The 20,175-nt window shown below is 64.5% G+C and carries 18 protein-coding genes; 9 read left to right on the top strand and 9 right to left on the bottom strand.

The features are described from left to right. The first annotated feature begins 128 nt into the window (after window positions 1-128). Window positions 129-1,523 carry a dihydrolipoyl dehydrogenase gene (gene lpdA, locus GGQ98_RS04015; RefSeq protein ID WP_184065447.1) on the top strand — a complete coding sequence of 465 codons (1,395 nt, stop codon included), beginning with the start codon at window positions 129-131 and terminating at the stop codon, window positions 1,521-1,523. A 37-nt stretch (window positions 1,524-1,560) separates the two neighbouring features. On the opposite strand, the gene GGQ98_RS04010 is transcribed toward lpdA, so the two are convergent. Both GGQ98_RS04010 and sppA read right to left on the bottom strand, forming a co-directional pair. Next, complete coding sequence (locus tag GGQ98_RS04010) at window positions 1,561-1,851, bottom strand: hypothetical protein (RefSeq protein WP_184065444.1); 291 nt, start codon at window positions 1,849-1,851, stop codon at window positions 1,561-1,563. Window positions 1,852-2,043: 192 nt separating this feature from the next. Then, a complete protein-coding gene (gene sppA, locus GGQ98_RS04005; RefSeq protein WP_184065441.1) occupies window positions 2,044-3,921 on the bottom strand; it encodes a signal peptide peptidase SppA in 1,878 nt (625 codons plus the stop codon). Between the two features lie 192 nt (window positions 3,922-4,113). Between sppA and groES the strand changes: the two genes are divergently transcribed. Further along, entirely contained in the window at window positions 4,114-4,401 is a 288-nt protein-coding gene (gene groES, locus GGQ98_RS04000; RefSeq protein WP_184065438.1) for a co-chaperone GroES, read from the top strand. A gap of 46 nt (window positions 4,402-4,447) precedes the next feature. Further along, entirely contained in the window at window positions 4,448-6,091 is a 1,644-nt protein-coding gene (gene groL, locus GGQ98_RS03995; protein ID WP_184065435.1) for a chaperonin GroEL, read from the top strand. Window positions 6,092-6,252: 161 nt separating this feature from the next. On the opposite strand, the gene GGQ98_RS03990 is transcribed toward groL, so the two are convergent. Then, window positions 6,253-6,558: a hypothetical protein gene (locus GGQ98_RS03990; RefSeq protein ID WP_184065432.1), complete on the bottom strand. Its 306-nt coding sequence runs from the start codon at window positions 6,556-6,558 to the stop codon at window positions 6,253-6,255. Window positions 6,559-6,886: 328 nt separating this feature from the next. Further along, entirely contained in the window at window positions 6,887-7,738 is an 852-nt protein-coding gene (locus tag GGQ98_RS03985) for an MlaA family lipoprotein (protein WP_184065429.1), read from the bottom strand. Window positions 7,739-7,855: 117 nt separating this feature from the next. Between GGQ98_RS03985 and GGQ98_RS03980 the strand changes: the two genes are divergently transcribed. Genes GGQ98_RS03980 through metH form a run of 4 tightly spaced genes read left to right on the top strand, consistent with a single transcriptional unit; the run spans window position 7,856 to window position 13,392 of the window. Next, window positions 7,856-8,803, top strand: a complete 948-nt coding sequence (locus GGQ98_RS03980) for an ArsR/SmtB family transcription factor (protein ID WP_184065426.1) — start codon at window positions 7,856-7,858, stop codon at window positions 8,801-8,803. Next, on the top strand, window positions 8,800-9,729 hold the full coding sequence (gene metF, locus GGQ98_RS03975; RefSeq protein ID WP_184065423.1) for a methylenetetrahydrofolate reductase: 930 nt from the start codon (window positions 8,800-8,802) through the stop codon (window positions 9,727-9,729). Before GGQ98_RS03980 ends, metF begins: the two co-directional genes overlap by 4 nt. Then, entirely contained in the window at window positions 9,726-10,772 is a 1,047-nt protein-coding gene (locus GGQ98_RS03970) for a homocysteine S-methyltransferase family protein (RefSeq protein WP_184065420.1), read from the top strand. The genes metF and GGQ98_RS03970 overlap by 4 nt, the downstream gene beginning before the upstream one ends. Before the next feature lie 10 nt (window positions 10,773-10,782). After that, complete coding sequence (gene metH / locus GGQ98_RS03965; protein ID WP_184065417.1) at window positions 10,783-13,392, top strand: methionine synthase; 2,610 nt, start codon at window positions 10,783-10,785, stop codon at window positions 13,390-13,392. A gap of 84 nt (window positions 13,393-13,476) precedes the next feature. Here metH and GGQ98_RS18135 read toward each other — a convergent pair whose 3' ends face one another. The 5 genes from GGQ98_RS18135 to GGQ98_RS03940 all read right to left on the bottom strand — a co-directional run bounded on the left by GGQ98_RS18135 (window position 13,477) and on the right by GGQ98_RS03940 (window position 17,562). After that, entirely contained in the window at window positions 13,477-13,713 is a 237-nt protein-coding gene (locus tag GGQ98_RS18135; protein WP_207791246.1) for a hypothetical protein, read from the bottom strand. Window positions 13,714-13,863: 150 nt separating this feature from the next. Beyond that, entirely contained in the window at window positions 13,864-14,616 is a 753-nt protein-coding gene (locus tag GGQ98_RS03955; protein ID WP_184065414.1) for an arginyltransferase, read from the bottom strand. Window positions 14,617-14,625: 9 nt separating this feature from the next. Further along, the gene (locus GGQ98_RS03950; RefSeq protein WP_184065411.1) at window positions 14,626-15,405 is read right to left on the bottom strand and encodes a flagellar motor protein MotB; all 780 of its coding nucleotides are present in this window, start codon (window positions 15,403-15,405) and stop codon (window positions 14,626-14,628) included. Window positions 15,406-15,472: 67 nt separating this feature from the next. Continuing rightward, window positions 15,473-16,318, bottom strand: a complete 846-nt coding sequence (locus tag GGQ98_RS03945; RefSeq protein WP_207791240.1) for an ATP-grasp domain-containing protein — start codon at window positions 16,316-16,318, stop codon at window positions 15,473-15,475. Between the two features lie 5 nt (window positions 16,319-16,323). Beyond that, entirely contained in the window at window positions 16,324-17,562 is a 1,239-nt protein-coding gene (locus GGQ98_RS03940) for a threonine ammonia-lyase (protein WP_184065408.1), read from the bottom strand. 107 nt (window positions 17,563-17,669) lie between these two features. On the opposite strand from GGQ98_RS03940, the gene GGQ98_RS03935 reads away from it, so the two are divergent. After that, complete coding sequence (locus GGQ98_RS03935) at window positions 17,670-18,536, top strand: NAD(P)-dependent oxidoreductase (RefSeq protein ID WP_184065406.1); 867 nt, start codon at window positions 17,670-17,672, stop codon at window positions 18,534-18,536. 4 nt (window positions 18,537-18,540) lie between these two features. After that, window positions 18,541-20,175, top strand: coding sequence for an amidohydrolase (locus tag GGQ98_RS03930; protein WP_184065404.1), 1,635 nt, complete (start codon window positions 18,541-18,543; stop codon window positions 20,173-20,175).

The following is a 20,175-nucleotide window of genomic DNA, read 5'->3' as shown; positions in this document are numbered from 1 at the left end:
CCCCCTCGCGAATCGATGAAATTCGTTTCGCCTCCATTATCATTTCATGTTCGCTTCTAAATCGCCAGCCACTGCGGTAAGAGCGGCACGAATCCGTGATCTCCCACATAGAACAGGCAAGGTTGACGATGGCTGAAGAGTTCGACGTAATCGTTATCGGCGCGGGCCCGGGCGGATATGTCGCCGCGATTCGGGCTGCGCAGAACGGGCTCAAGGTGGCCTGTGTCGAAAGCCGCGAAACGCTTGGCGGCACCTGCCTGAACGTCGGCTGCATCCCGTCGAAGGCGCTTCTCCACGCATCCGAACTTTATGCGCATGCCGCGGACGGCAGCCTCGCGAAATTCGGGGTCGAAACCTCCGGCGTGAAGCTGAACCTGAAGGCGATGCTTGAAGAAAAGCTCACGGCCGTGAAGGGGCTCACCGACGGCATCGCGTTCCTCTTCAAGAAGAACAAGGTGACGTGGCTGAAGGGCCATGCGCGCTTTACGGGCAAGGTGAGCATCGACGTCGACGGCACGTCCTACACGGCGAAGGCGTTCGTCGTCGCGACGGGCTCGTCGGTAACGCCGCTGCCGGGTGTCGAAATCGACCAGAAGGTCGTCGTCGATTCCACGGGCGCGCTGTCTTTCGCGAAGGTGCCGGACCATCTCGTCGTCATCGGCGGCGGCGTCATCGGACTGGAGCTTGGCTCGGTATGGCTGCGCCTTGGCGCGAAGGTCACGGTCGTGGAGTATCTGGACCAGATTCTTCCCGGTATGGACGGCGACGTCCGCAAGGAAATGGCGCGCCTCCTGAAGAAGCAGGGCATGACATTCCGCACCGAAACGAAGGTCACAGGCGTAAAGGTCGTCAAGGGCAAGGCCGCCGTGACGGTGGAGCCCGCTGCGGGCGGCACGGCGGAAACGCTGGACGCGGACGCCGTACTCGTTTCGATCGGCCGCCGCCCGAACACCGATGGCCTCGATCTCGAAAAGGCGGGCGTGAAACTGAATGCGCGCGGCCAGATCGAGGTCAGCCACAAGTTCGAGACGGGCGTGGACGGTATCTACGCCATCGGCGATGTCACGCCCGGGCCCATGCTCGCACACAAGGCGGAAGACGAAGGCGTTGCGGTTGCGGACTTCCTCTCGGGCCGCGTCGGCTATGTGAACCACGAGGTGATTCCGGCGGTGGTCTATACGATGCCCGAGGCGGCAAGCGTCGGAAAGACCGAGGACGAACTGAAGAGCGCCGGCGTGGAGGTCAAGGTCGGCAAGTTTCCCTTCGTCGGCAACAGCCGCGCCAAGACCAACCGCGACACCGACGGGTTTGTGAAGGTGATCGCCGACGCTAAGACTGACCGGGTTCTGGGCGTTCACATCGTCGGCAGCCTGGCGGGCACGATGATTGCGCAGGCCGCGCAGGCGATGGAATTCGGCGCCTCAAGCGAGGATATCGCGCTCACCTGTCACGCGCACCCGACGCATTCCGAAGCGCTCAAGGAAGCGGCCATGGCGGTGGAAGGCAAGGCCATCCACGTCTGATCCGTGGAAACCGACCGTTAAAGACAGCGATATTCGCTCAGCGCAGCGAAAGCGAGGGCTGCTTGCGGTCGTCCGTCCGTGCCTGAGCAGCCTCGCGCCACGCATTCTTGCGCGCTTCCGCAAGGCAAATCGAATGCTCGACACTGCCGCGCGTTTTGCTGCGGCAGCTCTGCCTGACATTCTCGTCAATACGTGTGTGAACGCCCGGATCGGCGAGCGGCGTGGCCTTGTCCTTGGCGGCCGCCGCCGGGAAACCGCTGAGCAGGAAAGCGACGACGACGGGCAGCAACATCAGCGCGCCGACGGTTATGCGTAGAGACTGGCTCACGGCCTTCATCCTCGTCCATTTTGCCCAGCCCCTCGCGGCGGCATCACCGCTGCGTCCTCAGATATAGTGGCCCTGCGTTCCCATATTGTACGGATTCGACAAACAGGGCGCTAACATCGACAAAATAATCACGCTGTTGCGCGGATCACACAGTCTTGAACGTCGCGCGTACTCCGTCACCCGATTGTCCGCTTAGCGAAGCAGCCACTTCAGCCATGCGGGCGGCGGCGTTTTCGTTGCGGCGGGCGATGGCCGCAGCCCGGCACAGGCGATGCAGCGCGCCTGCATTGAGGGGCCGGAGGCGATCATGCTCGTTTCTTTGAGCGTGGAAAGGTTCCTGAGCTGCTGGGTGCGCGCGAGCCTGGTGAGCGCGTCGGGCGGGGCTGATTCGCCTTCGTCAGCCGAAAACAGGCTGTTCAGGATCTGCAGCGGTATCGGCGGGGCGATTTCCATCTCCACGGTGCGGACCTCTTTCGGCAGTCCGGCGCGCTTGGCGGCGGCGGCAACGGCGGCATCGAGACCGCCGAAATGATCGACCAGTTTCAGTTGCCGAGCCGTGCCGCCGTCCCACACGCGGCCCTGGCCGATCTCGTCGACGCGTTCGACGGGGAGCTTGCGGGCCGTGCCCACGATCCGCAGGAAGCGGCCGTACATGTCCTCGACCGACGCTTGCAGCAGCGCGCCGACTTCCGGGGTGATACCGTCGAGCACATCCGGCGCGCCGGAGAAGGGCGTGCTCTTTACCCCGTCGGCATGAACGCCGAGTTCGGCAAGCGTGCGCTGGAAGGTCGGGATGATCGCGAAAACGCCGATGGACCCGGTTATCGTGGAAGGCTGCGCGTAAATTTCGTCGGCGGCCGTCGCGATCCAGTAGCCGCCGCTTGCAGCGACCGGGCCGAACGAGGCAACGACCGGCAGGCCCTGCGCTTTGGCCGTCATCAGCGCCTCGCGGATCTGCTCCGAGGCGGTCACAGACCCGCCGGGCGAGTCGATGCGCACGACGAGTGCCTTGATGCTGTCGTCCGCGAGCGCCTCATTGACGAGACCGGAGATGGTTTCGCCGCCCGCCGTGCCTGCGGGCGCCTCCCCATCGACGATCTCGCCTGAAACATAGACGATGCCGACGGCATCGCCGCTGCTGATCGGGCCCGCGCCGCTGTGCGCATAATGATAGTCCGCAAGCCCGATGCCGTTGAAGCCGCCCGGCGTTTCCGCATCGCCGGTGCCGACCGTTTTGGCGAGCATCTCGCCGAACGCCACGCGCGTGCCGATGTGATCGACCATGCCGCCCTTGAGCGCCGCCTGCGCGAAGCCGCCGTCCGAGGCGGAGAGGAGGCGCGGCAGATCCTGCATGTAGGTCCGCACGGGTGCGCCTTTGCGGCGGGTGGAGACGTCGGTCATCCACGTTTCCCAGAGGCTGTCGACGAGCGCCTGATCGGCCGATTTCGCTTCGGGTGAGCTTTCCGCGCGTGTGAACGGTTCCACCGCCGATTTGAAGGTGCCGACCCGGAACACGTTGACATCGACCTTGAGCTTGTCGAGCGCGTCCTTGAAATAAAGCCCCGATCCGCCGGGGCCGGTGAGCAGCACGGCGCCGAGCGGCGCGAGCCAAACCTCGTTGGCATGTGCGGCGAGGTAATAGCCGTCATCGAGGTAGGCCGAGGAAAAGGCGTAGACCTTCTTGCCGCTCGTCTTGAAGGCATTCAGCGCGGAGCCGATCGATTGCAGGTTGGCGAGACCGCCGCCCCAGAAGCCGTCAAGATCGAGCACCAGCGACGTTATGCGTTTGTCCGTTGCGGCCGCATTGATGGCGTGAATCACGTCTCCCGCCTCGGTCTCTCCGGGCAGCCTCTGGCCGCCGGTCAGCATGGTGAGCGGATCCGGGTCGGTCGCCTGATCGACGAGATAGCCGTTGATGTTGAGCACAAGCGCGCCGTTCTGCGGCACGTTTATCTGGGCGGTTCCTTGTCGCAGCGCCAGGAAGCCGAACAGGAGAAAGAGCAGGAAGAGCAGGGCGAGCGCATCCTTGATGCCCACCAGAAAACGCCAGAAGCCGCGAACGATCGCCATAATACTACCTCAATGGGACTGTCCCGTTTAGCGGTTCAAACCCTGAACGCCAAGGACGGCTCCGCGCTGCAAAAAAATTCACATGTCTGCCGTTGACACCGGAAGGGGCGGGGCACATATCCCGTGGTGTTGGCACTCGCCGCGTGTGAGTGCCAATATCGGAATTCAGAAAACTTGAAGAGAGGGATACGAATGGGCTTCCGTCCTCTGCACGATCGCGTGCTGGTCCGCCGCATTGAGGCTGACGAAAAGACCGCCGGGGGTATTATCATCCCGGACACCGCCAAGGAAAAGCCGCAGGAAGGCGAAGTTGTCGCCGTCGGCGCAGGTTCCAAGGCCGAAGACGGCAAGGTCACGCCGCTCGACGTGAAAGCGGGCGACCGCATTCTGTTCGGCAAGTGGTCGGGCACCGAAGTCAAAATCGGCGGTGAAGACCTCCTTATCATGAAAGAAAGCGACATTCTCGGCATCGTTGCCTGAGCCGTCGCTTTTTTCGTTTCAGATCCCAGGGAAAGGGTAGTCAGACATGGCAGCCAAAGACGTAAAATTCGGCCGCGACGCGCGTGAGCGCATCCTTCGCGGCGTAGACATCCTCGCCGACGCGGTGAAGGTGACGCTGGGCCCCAAGGGCCGCAACGTCGTCATCGACAAGAGCTTCGGCGCGCCGCGCATCACCAAGGACGGTGTGACGGTCGCCAAGGAAATCGAGCTCAAGGACAAGTTCGAAAACATGGGCGCGCAGATGCTGCGCGAAGTGGCTTCGAAGACCAACGACATCGCCGGCGACGGCACGACCACCGCCACGGTGCTCGCGCAGTCGATCGTCCGCGAAGGCATGAAGTCGGTCGCGGCCGGCATGAACCCGATGGACCTCAAGCGCGGCATCGACCTCGCTGTCGTCAAGGTCATCGAGAATCTCGCCGCCCGTTCGAAGGCGGTTGCCGGTTCTGACGAGATCGCTCAGGTCGGCACCATCTCGGCCAATGGCGATTCCGATGTCGGCAAGATGATCGCCGAGGCGATGGACAAGGTCGGCAAGGAAGGCGTCATCACCGTCGAGGAAGCCAAGGGCCTCACCAGCGAGCTGGAGACGGTCGAGGGCATGCAGTTCGACCGCGGCTATCTGTCTCCGTACTTCATCACGAACCCGGAGAAGATGCAGGTCGAGCTCGAAAACCCGCACATCCTGATCCACGAGAAGAAGCTCTCGAACCTTCAGGCGATGCTGCCGATCCTCGAGGCTGTTGTGCAGTCGGGCCGTCCGCTGCTCATCATCGCCGAGGATATCGAGGGCGAGGCTCTGGCCACGCTCGTCGTCAACAAGCTGCGCGGCGGCCTCAAGGTTGCGGCCGTGAAGGCACCGGGCTTCGGCGATCGCCGCAAGGCGATGCTCGAGGACATCGCGATCCTGACCAACGGTCAGATGATCAGCGAAGACCTCGGCATCAAGCTCGAGACCGTCACGCTCGGCATGCTTGGTCAGGCCAAGAAGGTCACGATCGACAAGGACAACACCACGATCGTCGATGGCGGTGGTGACAGCGAGCAGATCAAGGGCCGCGTCGAACAGATCCGTGCTCAGATCGAGACGACGACCAGCGATTACGACCGCGAGAAGCTCCAGGAGCGTCTCGCCAAGCTCGCCGGCGGCGTTGCCGTGATCAAGGTCGGCGGTGCCACCGAGGTCGAGGTGAAGGAAAAGAAGGATCGCGTCGATGACGCGCTGCACGCCACGCGCGCAGCCGTTGAAGAGGGCATCGTCCCCGGCGGTGGTACTGCGCTTCTCTACGCGATCAAGGCGCTCGACGGCCTTAGCGGAGCGAATGAAGACCAGACACGCGGCATCGACATCATCCGTCGCGCGCTGCAGGCTCCGGTCCGTCAGATCGCTCAGAACGCCGGCCATGACGGCGCTGTCGTTGCGGGCAAGCTGATCGACGCGAAGGATGAGAAGCTGGGCTTCAATGCTCAGACCGACGCCTACGAAGACCTGGTCAAGGCTGGTGTGGTCGATCCGACCAAGGTCGTCCGCACCGCACTGCAGGATGCTGCGTCCGTGGCAGGTCTGCTCATCACCACCGAAGCGGCAATTGCCGAGATGCCGGACGATAAGCCGGCACCGGGCGGAATGCCGGGTGGTATGGGCGGCATGGGCGGCATGGACTTCTAGTCCAGCCAACCACAGTCAAACGAAAGGCCGTCGGGAAAACCCGGCGGCCTTTTTTATTTCTCTCATCAATGAAGAACGGCGGCGGGTACAAAAACGGGCACAAAAAAACGGGCCGCATCCGAAGATGCGACCCGTTCTTTTTCCGAACTGTTCAGTAAAATTTACTGAGCAGCTTCCGTCGCGGCGTCCGCAGCGGCGTCGGCAGCACCGGCAGCGGCGTCAGCAGCCGTAGCGGCGGCATCAGCAGCGCCAGCAGCGGCGTCAGCAGCGGTATCAACCGTCGCGTCAGCAACGGCATCCATAGCGGCATCGGTTTCGGCTACAGCGGCATCAGCTGCAGCAGCAGCATCTTCAGCGGCAGCATCTGCGGTCGCGTCAGCGGCTTCTTCGGTCTTCTCGCTGCAAGCGGCGAGGCCGAGGCCGGCGACGAGCGCGAGAGCTGCGAAACCCTTGGTAACATTGCGCATCGACTTGTTCCCCTAGAACAGTTTGTATTGACCCTGCGCCCAATAGTGGGAGCGGCGCGGATTGTCACGGAAAACCTTGTCTATGGAAAGAGATTTGATGATCCGGAGCAAAATATTTTTGTGGAAAATCCTCACTATCCGGCGAACCGGGCGCCACCGGGGCGTTAATGTCTTGTAAAACCATAGATATCCTTGCTGCTGCGCCGCGCCGGGGTTTGCACCGGGGTCGGCTCTTCAGAGGCGCTCAGTTTCCCGAAACAGCGCAGGTATCAGATTCGGCTGGATAAATTCCGCGAGCGAACACGTCGCGACGCGATTCGCGGGCGCTTCAATACGGATCGACTTCAGCCTTCGGATCATCCGTTTCGACTTCTCCGGCAGGCGCGACGGCCTCTGCGTCCGGGGTGATTTCGGAGTGCGCGGCAGTGGCGGCCTCGTCTTCGAACGTCGGTACGAAATCGTCTTCGGGCGGGTCGCCGTCATAAATGTCGTGGAGGCGCTGCTGGAGGAACGCGGCGCGGATCGTCGCATATTCGTCAAGCGCGGTGGCGAGCAGAGGGTCAGCCGTATCGACGAGCCGGGAACGAAGGTCGATCGCTTCGCCGGCGGTGACGGCGATCCGCTCGGTGCCGTCGAGACCGGCGACGTGCTTCTGGAACTTGGGCCACGGGTTGGTCACTGAATCCACGCCGAAACCGACGGTGTCGCGTAGCGTCGAGGGGCCAAGCAGCGGCAGCATGATATAGGGCCCCGAGCCGACGCCCCATGCTGCGAGTGTTTGGCCGAAATCCTCTTCCTGTTTTGTCAGGCCCAACTCGGTCGCGTGGTCGAAGAGGCCGGCGAGGCCGAACGTCGAGTTGATCATGAAACGATCGACAGCGCGGAAGGCGACCTTGAACTTGCCCTGCAGAACGGCGTTGATGAACGACAGCGGCTCGTCGACGTTGTCGAGCGCGTTCGAGACGCCGCGCCGCGCCATGCCGGGGACGACCGCGCGGTAGCCCTGTGCCGCCGGCTTCAGAACGGCCGTGTCGACGCCCTTGTTGAACTTGTAGATCGCGCGGTTGGTTTTTTCGAAGCGGTCGAGCTCGGCTTCGGAGACGCCGCCCGGTGTGGTCACGCAGCCGGCGAGAAGCGGCGCGGTGATGAGGGCGACGAGTGATACGGTGCGTACGGACATGAAGGCTTCCCGGATAACGCTGGGCGACAAGGCGCGGAACGTAGAGTTGTGCGGTGGGCGATGACAATGTATTTCGTTCATTGACCTCATATAAAGATATCTTTATGTCCTCTTTTCATGCAGCCCGCGCTCGACCTTTTCCGCGCTCTCGCCGATCCGTCAAGGCTTCGGATCATGGCGCTTGTGCGCTCGATGGAGTTGTCGATCGGTGAACTTGCCGAAGTGCTGGGTCAATCGCAGCCGCGCGTGTCGCGGCATGTGCGCATTCTTGCCGAGGCGGGGCTTCTCGTGCGGCATAAGGAAGGCGCCTGGGTTTTCCTGAGAATCGATGGCGCAGGGCTCGCGGGCGAGGTCGGCGGGCTTCTGGACCGGATGCTGGACGGCAGCGCGGCGGTCGCCGCCGACACCCGGCGGCTCGACGAGATTCGCACGCGCCGCGTCGCCGAGATGCACAGCTATTTCGACGCCCATGCCGAAGGCTGGGACGGGATTCGTTCGATGCACGTCTCGGACGGCGAGGTCGAGGCGGCGATCCTGCGCGCGCTGGAGGCGCGGCCGGTCGGCTATCTGCTCGATATCGGCACGGGCACGGGGCGGATGCTCGAACTGCTCGCGCCGGGGTCAAGCGGCGCGATCGGCGTCGATCGCAGCGCGGACATGCTTCGCGTCGCGCGCGGCAAGCTGGAGGCGGCGCGGCTCGGGCACTGCGAAGTGCGGCAGGCCGACATGTATGCGCTGCCGCAGGCGGATAGCAGCATCGACACCGTGTTGCTGCACCAGGTGCTGCACTATGCCGACAATCCTTCGGCGGCGATTGCCGAAGCCGGGCGCGTGCTCGCGCCGGGCGGGCGCCTCCTCGTGGTTGATTTCGCGCCGCACACGCTTGAGGAACTGCGCGCGAACCACGCGCACACGCGCCTCGGCTTCGCCGACGACGCCGTGCTCGGCTGGATGCGCGAAAGCGGCCTTGAAGGCCGCGTGGTGGATCATCTGAAAGGGGGCACGTTGACCGTCAGCATCTGGCTTGGGGAAAAGACCCCGCTCGCGAAAAGGAAAGCGGCATGATCCTGACGCTCGACCAGATGACGGAGGCGCAAAACGCCGTCCGCCAGCCTTTGTTCGCCGACCTGAAGGGCGATATCGCCGTGTCGTTCGAATTCTTCCCGCCGAAAACGGAGAAGATGGAGGAGACGCTTTGGGAATCGATCAAGACGCTGGAGCCGCTGGCACCGCGCTTCGTCTCCGTCACCTACGGCGCGGGCGGATCGACGCGCGAGCGCACGCATGCCACGGTTTCGCGCCTTGTTCGTGAAACGACGCTTACGCCCGCCGCACACCTCACCTGTGTCGATGCCTCGCGCGGCGAGATCGATGACGTTGCGCGCGCATACTGGGACGCGGGCGTTCGCCATATCGTGGCGCTGCGCGGGGATCCGCCGCGCGCGGGCGAGCGCTTCGTACCGCGCGCGGACGGATATGAGAACGCCGCCGCGCTCGTCGCGGGACTTCGACGTGTCGCGGATTTCGAGATCAGCGTTGCCGCCTACCCGGAAATGCACCCGGAGGCCGCGAGCATCGGGCAGGATCTCGACAACCTGAAACGCAAGCTGGATGGCGGCGCGCGCCGCGCGATCACGCAGTTCTTCTTCGAGCCCGAAACCTATTTCCGTTTCCGCGACAATGCGGCGGCGGCGGGTCTTGATGCCGAGATCGTGCCCGGTATCCTGCCGGTCAGCAACTTCGCGCAGACGAAGCGCATGGCAGAGATGTGCGGCACGGCGATTCCCGGCTGGATGGAGCGATTGTTCGAAGGCCTTGAAGAGAGACCCGCCGCGCGGGGTCTCGTCGCTGCCACCGTCGCCGCCGAATTCTGCCGCCGCCTGTATGCGGGCGGGGTTCGCGAATTCCATTTCTACACATTGAACCGCGCCGATCTGAGCTATGCGATCTGCCATATGCTCGGGAAGCGCGCGAACGGAGACCGGGCATGACGAACGCAGCAGAGCGCCTGCGCGCGGAAGCCGCGAAGCGCATTCTCATCAACGACGGCGCCTTCGGCACCGCGATCCAGACCTATGGGCTGGATGAAGCCGCCTATCGCGGCGATTACGATCTCGGCCACGATCAGAAGGGCAACAACGACCTTCTGGTCCTCACCCGGCCCGACATCGTGCGCGCCATCACGCGAGGCTATGCCGATGCGGGCGCGGATATCCTCGCGACCAACACCTTCAACGCCAACCGGATCAGCCAGGCGGATTACGGCGCCGAGCATCTGGTCGCAGAGATGAACCACGCCGCCGCCCGCATCGCGCGGGAGGAGGGCGATGCCGCCACTGCGCGCGACGGGAAGCCCCGCTTCGTCGCGGGCGCGATCGGGCCGACGAACAAGACGCTGTCGCTGTCGCCCGACGTCAACGATCCGGGCTTTCGCGCCGTGTCGTTCGACGAGGTGAAGGACGTTTACAAGGAACAGGCCGAAGCGCTGCTCGATGCAGGATCGGATTTCATCCTGATCGAGACGATCTTCGATACGCTGAACGCCAAGGCCGCGATCATGGGCATCATCGAACTCGGCGAGGCGCGCGGCGCGCGCATCCCGATGATGATCTCGATGACGATCACGGACATGTCGGGCCGCAACCTTTCGGGCCATTCGGTCGAGGCGTTCTGGTATGCGGTGCGGCACGCCGAGCCGCTTACGATCGGGCTCAACTGTTCGTTCGGCGCGAAGGAACTGCGCCCGCATGTGCAGGCGCTCTCGCGTATCGCGGACGCGCTGGTGATGGTCTATCCGAATGCGGGCCTGCCCAACGAACTCGGCCAGTATGACGAATTGCCGGAAACCACGGGCGGCATGATCCACGAATGGGCGCAGTCCGGGCTCATCAACATCGTCGGCGGCTGCTGCGGCACGACGGCCGCGCACATCGCCGCGATGGCGAAAGCCGTGGAGGGTCTGCCGCCCCGCGCCGTTCCGCACCCCGAACCGGCGATGCATCTTGCCGGGCTCGACGCCTTCACCCTCGCCTGAACTGAACATCATGACAGAGAACACCGCGCGCTTCGTGAACATCGGCGAGCGCACCAACGTCACCGGATCGGCGAAGTTCAAGAAGCTCATCATGGCGGGGGATTACACCGCCGCCATCGAGGTCGCGCGCGATCAGGTGGAAAACGGCGCGCAGATCATCGACGTCAACATGGACGAGGGCCTGCTCGATTCAGAACAGGCGATGGAAACCTATCTGAAGCTGCTCGCGGCGGAGCCGGATATCAGCCGCGTGCCGGTGATGATCGACAGTTCCAAATGGAGCGTGATCGAAGCGGGCCTGAAGTGCGTGACGGGCAAACCGATCGTCAATTCGATCAGCATGAAGGAAGGCGAAGAGGCCTTCCTCGAGGCCGCGCGCAAGGTCCGCGCCTACGGCGCCGCCGCCGTCGTCATGGCGTTCGACGAGATCGGGCAGGCAGATACGGCGGCGCGCAAGGTCGAGATCTGCGAGCGCGCCTACAAGCTCCTCACCGCCAATGGTTTCCCGCCGGAGGACATCATCTTCGATCCCAACGTCTTCGCGGTCGCGACCGGGATCGAGGAGCACAACAACTACGGCGTCGATTTCATCGAGGCGACGCGCGAAATCCGCAAGCGCTGCCCGTACGTTCATATTTCCGGCGGGCTTTCCAACCTGTCGTTCAGTTTCCGGGGCAATGAGCCCGTGCGCCGTGCGATGCACAGCGTGTTCCTGTACCACGCCATTCCGGCGGGCATGGACATGGCGATCGTGAATGCCGGTCAGCTCGACGTTTACGACACGATCGATCCCGAACTCCGCGATGCGTGCGAGGACGTGGTGCTCAACCGCCGCCCGGATGCCACCGAACGCCTGCTCGATATCGCAGAGCGATTCCGCGGCGACGGTCAGGTTGCCGAAAAGGCGACCGAGGAATGGCGCCTGCTGCCCGTGCAGAAGCGCCTGGAATATGCGCTGGTGAAGGGCCTCGATGCGCATGTCGTCGACGACACCGAAGAGGCGCGGCAGCAGTTCGCGCGGCCCATCGAGGTTATCGAGGGGCCGCTGATGGCGGGCATGTCCGTCGTCGGCGACCTGTTCGGTTCGGGCAAGATGTTCCTGCCGCAGGTGGTGAAGTCCGCGCGCGTGATGAAGAAGGCTGTCGCACACCTCATTCCGTTCATCGAAGCGGAAAAGGATGAAGGCTCGCGCGCCAAGGGCCGCATCGTGATGGCGACGGTGAAGGGCGACGTTCACGATATCGGCAAAAACATCGTGGGCGTCGTGCTCCAGTGCAACAATTTCGAGGTCATCGACCTCGGCGTGATGGTGCCGTTCCAGACGATCCTGAAAACCGCGCGCGAACAGAACGCCGACATGATCGGGCTTTCGGGCCTCATCACGCCGTCGCTCGACGAAATGGTGACGGTGGCGAGCGAGATGGAACGCGAGGGTTTCACCATGCCGCTGCTGATCGGCGGCGCGACGACGAGCCGCGTGCATACCGCGCTGAAGATCGAACCGATGTATTCCGGCCCGACGCTGTATGTTCTCGATGCAAGCCGCGCGGTGGGCGTCGCGAGCGCGCTGACGTCTGACACTCTGAAAGCCAAGCTCGTCGAGGAGACGCGCGCCGAATATGCGATGATCCGCGAGGAGCGCGCAAGCCGGGGCGAAAGCAAGCTCGTGAGCATCGCCGATGCGCGCGCGAACGGCTTTCCGGCGGATTTCGCCGCGCATCCGCCGGTGAAGCCCGCAACATCGGGAGTGAAGGTGATCGATGATGTCACGGTCGACACGCTGATCCCCTACATCGACTGGACTCCGTTTTTCCGCGCGTGGGAACTCGCGGGCAATTATCCGGCCATTCTCGACGACGATGTCGTCGGCGAAAGCGCGCGCTCGCTTTTTGCCGATGCGCAGAAGATGCTCGACCAGATCGCGGGCGAGCGCTGGCTGACGGCGCGCGGCGTCGTCGGCTTCTGGCCGGTGCGGCGCGAGGGCGATGATGTCGCGGTCTTCGCCGACGAAAGCCGCACTTCGGAAATCGGCCGGTTCGCGATGCTACGCCAGCAGATCGACAAGCGTGCGGGGCGGCCCAACATGTGCCTTGCCGATTTCATCTCGCCGGAGGCCGACTGGATCGGCGGCTTTGCGGTGACGGGCGGGGAGGGGATCGACCTGCATTCGGAGCGTTTCCGCCGCGGGCATGATGATTATTCCGACATCATGCTGAAGGCGCTCGCCGATCGCCTCGCCGAAGCGTTCGCCGAATATCTGCACGAGCGCGTGCGCCGCGAACTCTGGGGCTATGCGCCCGATGAAAAGCTGACGAACGAAGAGCTTGTCAAGGAACGCTACAAGGGCATCCGCCCGGCGCCGGGCTATCCGGCCTGTCCCGATCATACGCTGAAGCCGGAACTCTTCCGGTTGCTGGGTGCGACCGACGCGACCGGCATCGTGCTTACCGAGGGGCTGGCGATGCTTCCGACCGCGAGCGTGTCGGGCTTCTATTTCGCGCATCCGGACTCGTCGTACTTCGGTGTCGCGCGCATCGGCCGCGATCAGCTGGAGGATTATGCCGCGAGGCGCGGTATCCCGGTCGAAGACGCTGAACGCTGGCTGCGGCCGAACCTGTAAAACGAAAAACGCCGACGGGTCTTTCGATCCGCCGGCGTTTCGGAGGGTTGGTCGGGAAAAGGGGGGAGTAAAAACCCGACCTCGTTACTGGGCGTCAGGCTTTCCGTCGCCATCCGCATCAACGGCATCGGGCTTTCCGTCGCCGTTCGTATCCCACGCATCGGGTTTTCCGTCGCCGTTGGTATCCCATGCGTCAGGCGTGCCGTCGCCGTTTGTATCGATCGTCGGCGGGGCGTCAGCGTTCTGCGCGAGGGCCGCAGCAGGGGCGCCGGCAACGATGACGGCGCCGAGTGCCGCCCCAAGAAGCTTTTCGATTTTCATTTCAATCACCTTCATCTGTCCGGTTTGCCCCCGGTAGACCCAAGGTCGGCAGTATGAGCCCTGCGAACAACCGCCGGAGCGACGAACGGCCCCGTCAAACCGACGGGAACGAGGTTCCGTTCAGCCCGCCGCATTTTCGGCACATTTCGTTCAGGCGGCGGTTTCGGCAATCTCCACGGGCTTCCACCCGCGTGTCGTGAGTCGCTCGATCGGACGGAAACGCGCCTTGTAGCTCATGCGTTCGCAGCCTTCGATCCAGTAGCCCAGATAGACGAAGTCGAGCGCGGCGGCCGTCGCCTGCCGGATATGATCCATGATGATGAAGGTGCCGAGGCCGGAGCGCGTGGGATGCGCGGGGTCGAAGAAGCTGTACACCATCGACAGGCCGTCGGCCTGCCTGTCGGTGAGGCAGCAGCCGATCAGGCGCCCCTGCCGTCCGTCAACCGAAGGCTCGCGATATTCGATAACGAGCGTGTTGACCGGGGTCTGCTCCACCATCTCGGCGTAATCATAGGCATCCATGCGCGTCATGCCGCCTTCGGGATGACGCTGGCCGAGGTAGGCGCGCAGCAGGTCGAACTGCTCGGGCGTCGTCCACGGTTCGCAGATGCTGACCTCGATGTCGTCGTTGCGGCGCAGGATACGGCGCTGGGTCTGGCTCGGCGTGAACCGCTGCGCGAGCACCCGCACGGAAACGCAGGCGTTGCACCCCTCGCAGCTCGGCCGATAGACGACGTTCTGACTGCGCCGGAAGCCGATGCGCGACAGCGCTTCGTTAAGCTCAACGGCATCGTCGCCGCGCAGTTCTGTAAAAACCTTACGCTCCATCTTGCCCGGCAGATAAGGGCACGGGCTGGGCGCTGTTACGAAGAAGCGCGGGAATCGGAACGTCTGATCGGTCACAGCTGCGAACTATGGTGCGATGTTGCCGGTTTGGGAAGGCATCGCCTGCGCGGTTCGTCGCCCGGCGCGCGGCGCGAGCGCCGGCGGCTCGTTCAGCAGGATGATGGTGATGCGGCGGTTCTCGGCCCGCAGGGGTGCATCGGGCAGCAGCGGCTCACTTGCGGCGCGGCCTGTCACGGCGGCGAAACGGTCTGCGGACACGCCGCTCTGCTGCAGGATAGCGCGCACGGAGACGGCGCGGGCGGCGGAAAGCTGCCAATCGTCGCCTTCGCCGGCGGTATGGCCCTCGATGGCGATACGGTTTGGCATTTGACCTACGCGCGCGGCTACGGCGCGAAAGGCTTGCGCTGCCGGAGCGAGCGGCACAGCGTCGCCCCGCGCGAACATCGGGCGCATGGACGTGTCGGTGATCTGGATGTGGATACCGTCGCGGGCGGATTCGAGCACCACGTTGTCGGCGAGCGGCGCGAGGTTCGGGTCCGCTGCGAAGGCGGAGCGCAGATCGCGGAGCAGGGCGGCCTCGCGCGCGCGGTCGCGTCCGCTGTCGGCAAGGGCGATCGCTTCGGGGCCGCCGCTTGCGAGTGCCACGTCGCCCTCGGCGGCGGCACCGGCGGCGGGGGTGGCGATCGAGGGCGTGAAATAGTCGGCGAGGCCCTGCACCGAAACCTTCTCGGAGGTGGAGATCAGCCAGAGCAGCATGAAGAACGCCATCATGGCCGTGGCGAAATCGGCGTAGGCGATTTTCCACTGCACGTTCACCGACCGCGCGCCGCGCGGCGTTTGACGCATGCGGCGCCGGATGACGGGGCGCGCGTTTGGAGCGGAACGGTGAGGGATGGCCATGGTGAGGCCGAATTTAGCGGGCGGAGGTTAAGCGGGCGCTAAGCGTGTCGGCGAAAAGTTGCCCGCGATCCGCCGCATGCGAGAGGAAAAGCGCCGGTTCGATCAGTTCAAGCTCCATCAGCCGAAAGCCGCCGTCGGCGCCGCGCACCATGTCGATGCGCGCATAAAGCGCGTCGCCGGGTGCGGCGCGCAGCGCCTGCTTCGCAAGCGCGCGGGCGTCTTCGGAGGCGTCGACGGTGATCTCGCGACCGCCGAACTGCTCCTGCACGCGGAAATCACCGGCGGAGGGCACCTTCAGGATCGCGTGGCTGAACACGCCGCCGAAGTAGAACAGCGAATATTCGCCCTCCGTGGCGATCGCGGACATCATCGGCTGGATCAGCATCGGCTTGCCGCGCACGTCGCGGGGAAGAGGATCGCCGGGCGCGAGGCGGTAGGTTCCATCCGCGCCGCCGGAAACCGGCGGTTTCACGATCACAGTGTCACCGAACCGGGCGCGGGCATCTGTGATATCCGTGTCGGAGAGCGCGGGGGTGAAGGCGGTCGGGATCACCGGCACGCCCTTGGCTTCAAGGTCGAACAAATAGCGCTTGTCGGTGTTCCAGCGCATCAGCGGCACGGCATTCGCCATACGGATATCGGCGGATTCCCATGCGTCGAGCGCTGCCGACCAGTCGCCGCTGCGCTCCTGATAGCCCCAGGCGAGAAGCGGCAGCACGATCGTGTCGCCGGTTTCGAGCGGTGCGGTCCACGGCCGAAAGCAAACGGCTTCTCCGAGCAGCGCGCGAAATTCGTCTTCGGCACGCGGCACAAAGGCTTCGAAACCCGCGGCGGGCGTCAGGATGCAGATCTGCAGCATGGATTTCAGGCGATTTCGACCGAAGAGACCTCGTACCCGTTTTCCTTCAGCGTCTCGATCAGTCGGTCGAGATGGTCGCGGTCGCGTGTTTCGCACTCGATGTCGGCATAGATGCCCTTGGCCGACAGGTTGGTGAACACGCGCTGGTGATACACCTCGACGATGTTGACCTGCATGTCGTCGAAGATGCGCGCGACGCCGAACAGCTGCCCCGGCCGGTCGTTGAGCCGGATGCGCAGCCGCGCGAGGCGGCCGGCGCGGGCGAGATCGCGCAGCAGCACGTTCGCGAGCAGCCGCGTGTCGATATTGCCGCCCGTCAGCGGCAGGCCGACGACGCGGCCCTTGAAACGCTCGGGATAGGCGAGGAGGGCGGCGAGGCCCGCCGCGCCCGCACCCTCGACCACGGTCTTCTCGATATTGAGCAGCATCGCGGTGGCCTGTTCGAGCTTGGACTCGTCGACGAGCAGGATGTCTTTCACAAGCTGGCGAACGATGCCCTGCGTGATGGTGCCGGGTTCCTTGACCGAGATGCCTTCGGCGATGCTGTCGCCGCCGCAGGGAAGGGCCTCGCCCGTCATCTTCGCGGCCATCGAGGGATAGAGCGCCGCCTGCACCCCCACGACCTCCACATCGGGGCGCATCGCGCGCGCCGCGATCGACATGCCCGAAATCAGCCCGCCGCCGCCGATCGGCACGATCAGCGTGTCGATCTTCGGCGCGTCATTGAGCATTTCGACCGCAACGGTGCCTTGCCCCGCGATCACGAGCGGATTGTCGAAGGGATGCACGAAGGTGAGGCCGCGCTCGATCTCAAGTTCGCGGGCGCGCGCATAGGCCTCGTCGAAATTGTCGCCGTGAAGCACGATCGTCGCACCGTGGCTTTCGGTCTGCTGCACCTTCACCACGGGCGTGTAGCGCGGCATCACGATCGTCGTGGGGATGCCGAGACGGGTGCCGTGGTAGGCGATGCCCTGCGCGTGATTGCCCGCCGACGCGGCGATCACGCCCTTGGTCCGCTGCGCCTGGGTGAGCGACAGCAACGTGTTGAGCGCGCCGCGTTCCTTGTAGGCGGCGGTGAACTGAAGGTTTTCGAACTTCAGCCATACCTCTGCGCCGAGGATATCGGACAGCGTGCGCGATTTCAGGCAGGGCGTGTGGATGATGTGCGGCATGATCGCCGCGTGCGCTGCCTGGATATCGGCAAACGTCACCGGCAAAGCCGCAACACCCTGAGAATCGCCCATCTGACTGTCCTGACCTAAGAAATTTCCTCGGGCGCCATAGCCGATCTGGATGCCGAGGCAAACAGCGGCTACCAAGCCGCGCGTACGGATCATTCAGGAGGCAGCCGATGTCCAGGGTCGCATTTCTCGGTATGGGTGTGATGGGCGCGCCGATGGCGCGGCACCTGAAGACGGCGGGCCATGAGGTTACCGTTTACAACCGCACGGCTGCAAAGGCGGAGGCGTGGGTCGCCGCGAACGGCGGCGCGATGGCCGCCACGCCTGCCGATGCGGTGAAGGGCGCGGAAATCGTCTTCACATGTGTGGGCAATGACGATGATCTGCGCGCCGTGACGCTGGGCGCGGGCGGCGCAATCGGCGCGATGGCGCCCGGCAGCCTTTACATCGATCACACGACGGTTTCCGCCGCCATCGCGCGCGAGCTTGCCGACGCGGGTGCTGCGCGCGGCATCGGCGTGCTCGACGCGCCGGTTTCGGGCGGGCAGGCGGGCGCGGAGAACGGCCGCCTGACGATCATGGTCGGCGGCGACGCGGAGAGCTTCGCGCGCGGCGAGCCGGTGATGCAGGCCTATGCGCAGCGCATCGGCCTGATGGGCGCGGCAGGGGCGGGGCAGCTTACGAAAATGGTCAATCAGATCTGCATCGCGGGCGTGCTCCAGGGCCTCTCGGAAGCGATGAACTTCGCGATGGAAGCCGGGCTCGATGCGGGCGCCGTGGTGGACGTGATCTCGAAGGGCGCCGCGCAGAGCTGGCAGATGGAAAACCGCGCGCCGACAATGATCCGCGGCGAATATGACTTCGGCTTTGCAGTGGACTGGATGCGCAAGGATCTGTCGCTGGTGCTCGACGAGGCGCGTCGCATCGGGCTTTCGATGCCGCTCACCGCGCTGGTTGACCAGTTCTACGCCGACGTCCAGAACATGGGCGGAGGGCGGCAGGACACGTCCTCGCTGCTCAGACGGTTCAGGGGATAGGTAGATGCGGATTGCGCTCGCGCTTGCGGTTTTTCTGGCGGCGGGCGTGGCGGAAGCGCGAACCGTCATCATCAACGCCAACGGCTACACGCTTGATGATATCGGCCGTCTGGAGCGGTTCGGCGGGCTCATCGTGGGCGACGACGGGCGTGTCGAACGCTTGCTGAAACCGGGTGAGACGGCCGATGGAAATGTCGTCGATGCGGGCGGCAGGACGCTGCTGCCCGGTCTGATCGATGCGCACGGCCATGTCATGGGCCTCGGCTTTCTGGCGCTGCAGATCGACCTTTCGGATACGACGAGCATCGATCAGGCGCTGGCGAAGATCGCCTCCTACGCTGCGGCGAACCCTGAGAGGGAATGGATCGTCGGCGGCGGCTGGAATCAGGTGAGCTGGGGGCTCGACCGGTTCCCGACGGCGGAAGAGCTCGATCTTGCTGTCGCGGACAGGCCCGTCTGGCTGTCCCGCGTCGATGGCCATGCGGGCTGGGCGAATGCGGCGGCCTTGAAGGCGAGCGGCATCACCGCAAAGACCACCGATCCCGCAGGCGGGCGCATCGAGCGCGATGCCGACGGGAAGCCGACCGGCGTGCTGATCGACACGGCGATGGCGCTCGTTGAAAAGAAACTGCCGCCGCCGACCGTCGCCGAAAACACCGCCGCGCTTGAAACCGCGCTGCGGATCATGGCGTCCGTGGGGCTGACCGGCGTTCGCGACGCGGGCATCGACGCGGCGACATGGGCGCTTTACGAACAGTTCGCGAAAGACGGCAAGCTCAGCGCGCGCATCTCGGCGATGGCGGCGGGCATGGATGCGCTGCGGGCGATCGCCCCGAAAGGTCCGACGGGCTGGCTCTATGAGGATCGGCTTGCGGCAAACGCCGTGAAGCTGATGGTGGACGGCGCGCTTGGCTCGCGCGGCGCGGCGATGATCGAACCTTACAGCGACGATCCCGAGAACAGCGGGCTGACGATGCTCGACGGCGCCAAGCTGCGCAACACGATCGCCTCCGCCTCGATGCGCGGCTTTCAGGTGAACATCCACGCCATCGGCGACAAGGCGAACCGCGAGGCGCTGAACGCGTTCGCGGACATTCAGAAGATGGGCCAGCCGCTCGTACGGCCGGGCATCGAGCATGCGCAGATCATCGCGGCCGAAGACATCCCCCGCTTTGCCAAGCTGGGCGTCATCGCCTCCATCCAGCCGACACACGCCACGTCCGACAAGGCCATGGCCGAAGAGCGCGTCGGACCGGAGCGGATCAAGGGCGGCTATGCGTGGAAAACGCTTGTGAACAGCGGCGCGCGCATCGCGGGGGGATCGGACTTCCCGGTTGAACCGGCAAACCCCTTCTACGGCCTTCACGCCGCCGTCACGCGGCAGGACCGCGACGGCGCGCCGCCCAAGGGCTGGTACGCGAACGAGGCGCTGACCTTGCAGCAGGCGCTTGCGGCCTTCACCACCGGCGCGGCGTTTGCGGGCCAGCACGAGAGCGCCGTCGGCACGCTCACCCCCGGCAAGTGGGCGGATTTCATTCTGATCGACGGCGATATCTTCAAGATGCCCGCCGGGGACATCTGGAAGGTGAAGGTGCTGGAGACCTGGCTTGCGGGGGAGCGCGTTTATACGCGGGATTGA

Origin of the sequence: Sphingosinicella soli (assembly GCF_014199685.1) — a bacterium.
GTDB lineage: Bacteria > Pseudomonadota > Alphaproteobacteria > Sphingomonadales > Sphingomonadaceae > Sphingosinicella > Sphingosinicella soli.
The sequence above is the reverse complement of the archived record's forward strand: the minus strand, read 5'-3'. Positions and strand labels throughout refer to the sequence as shown.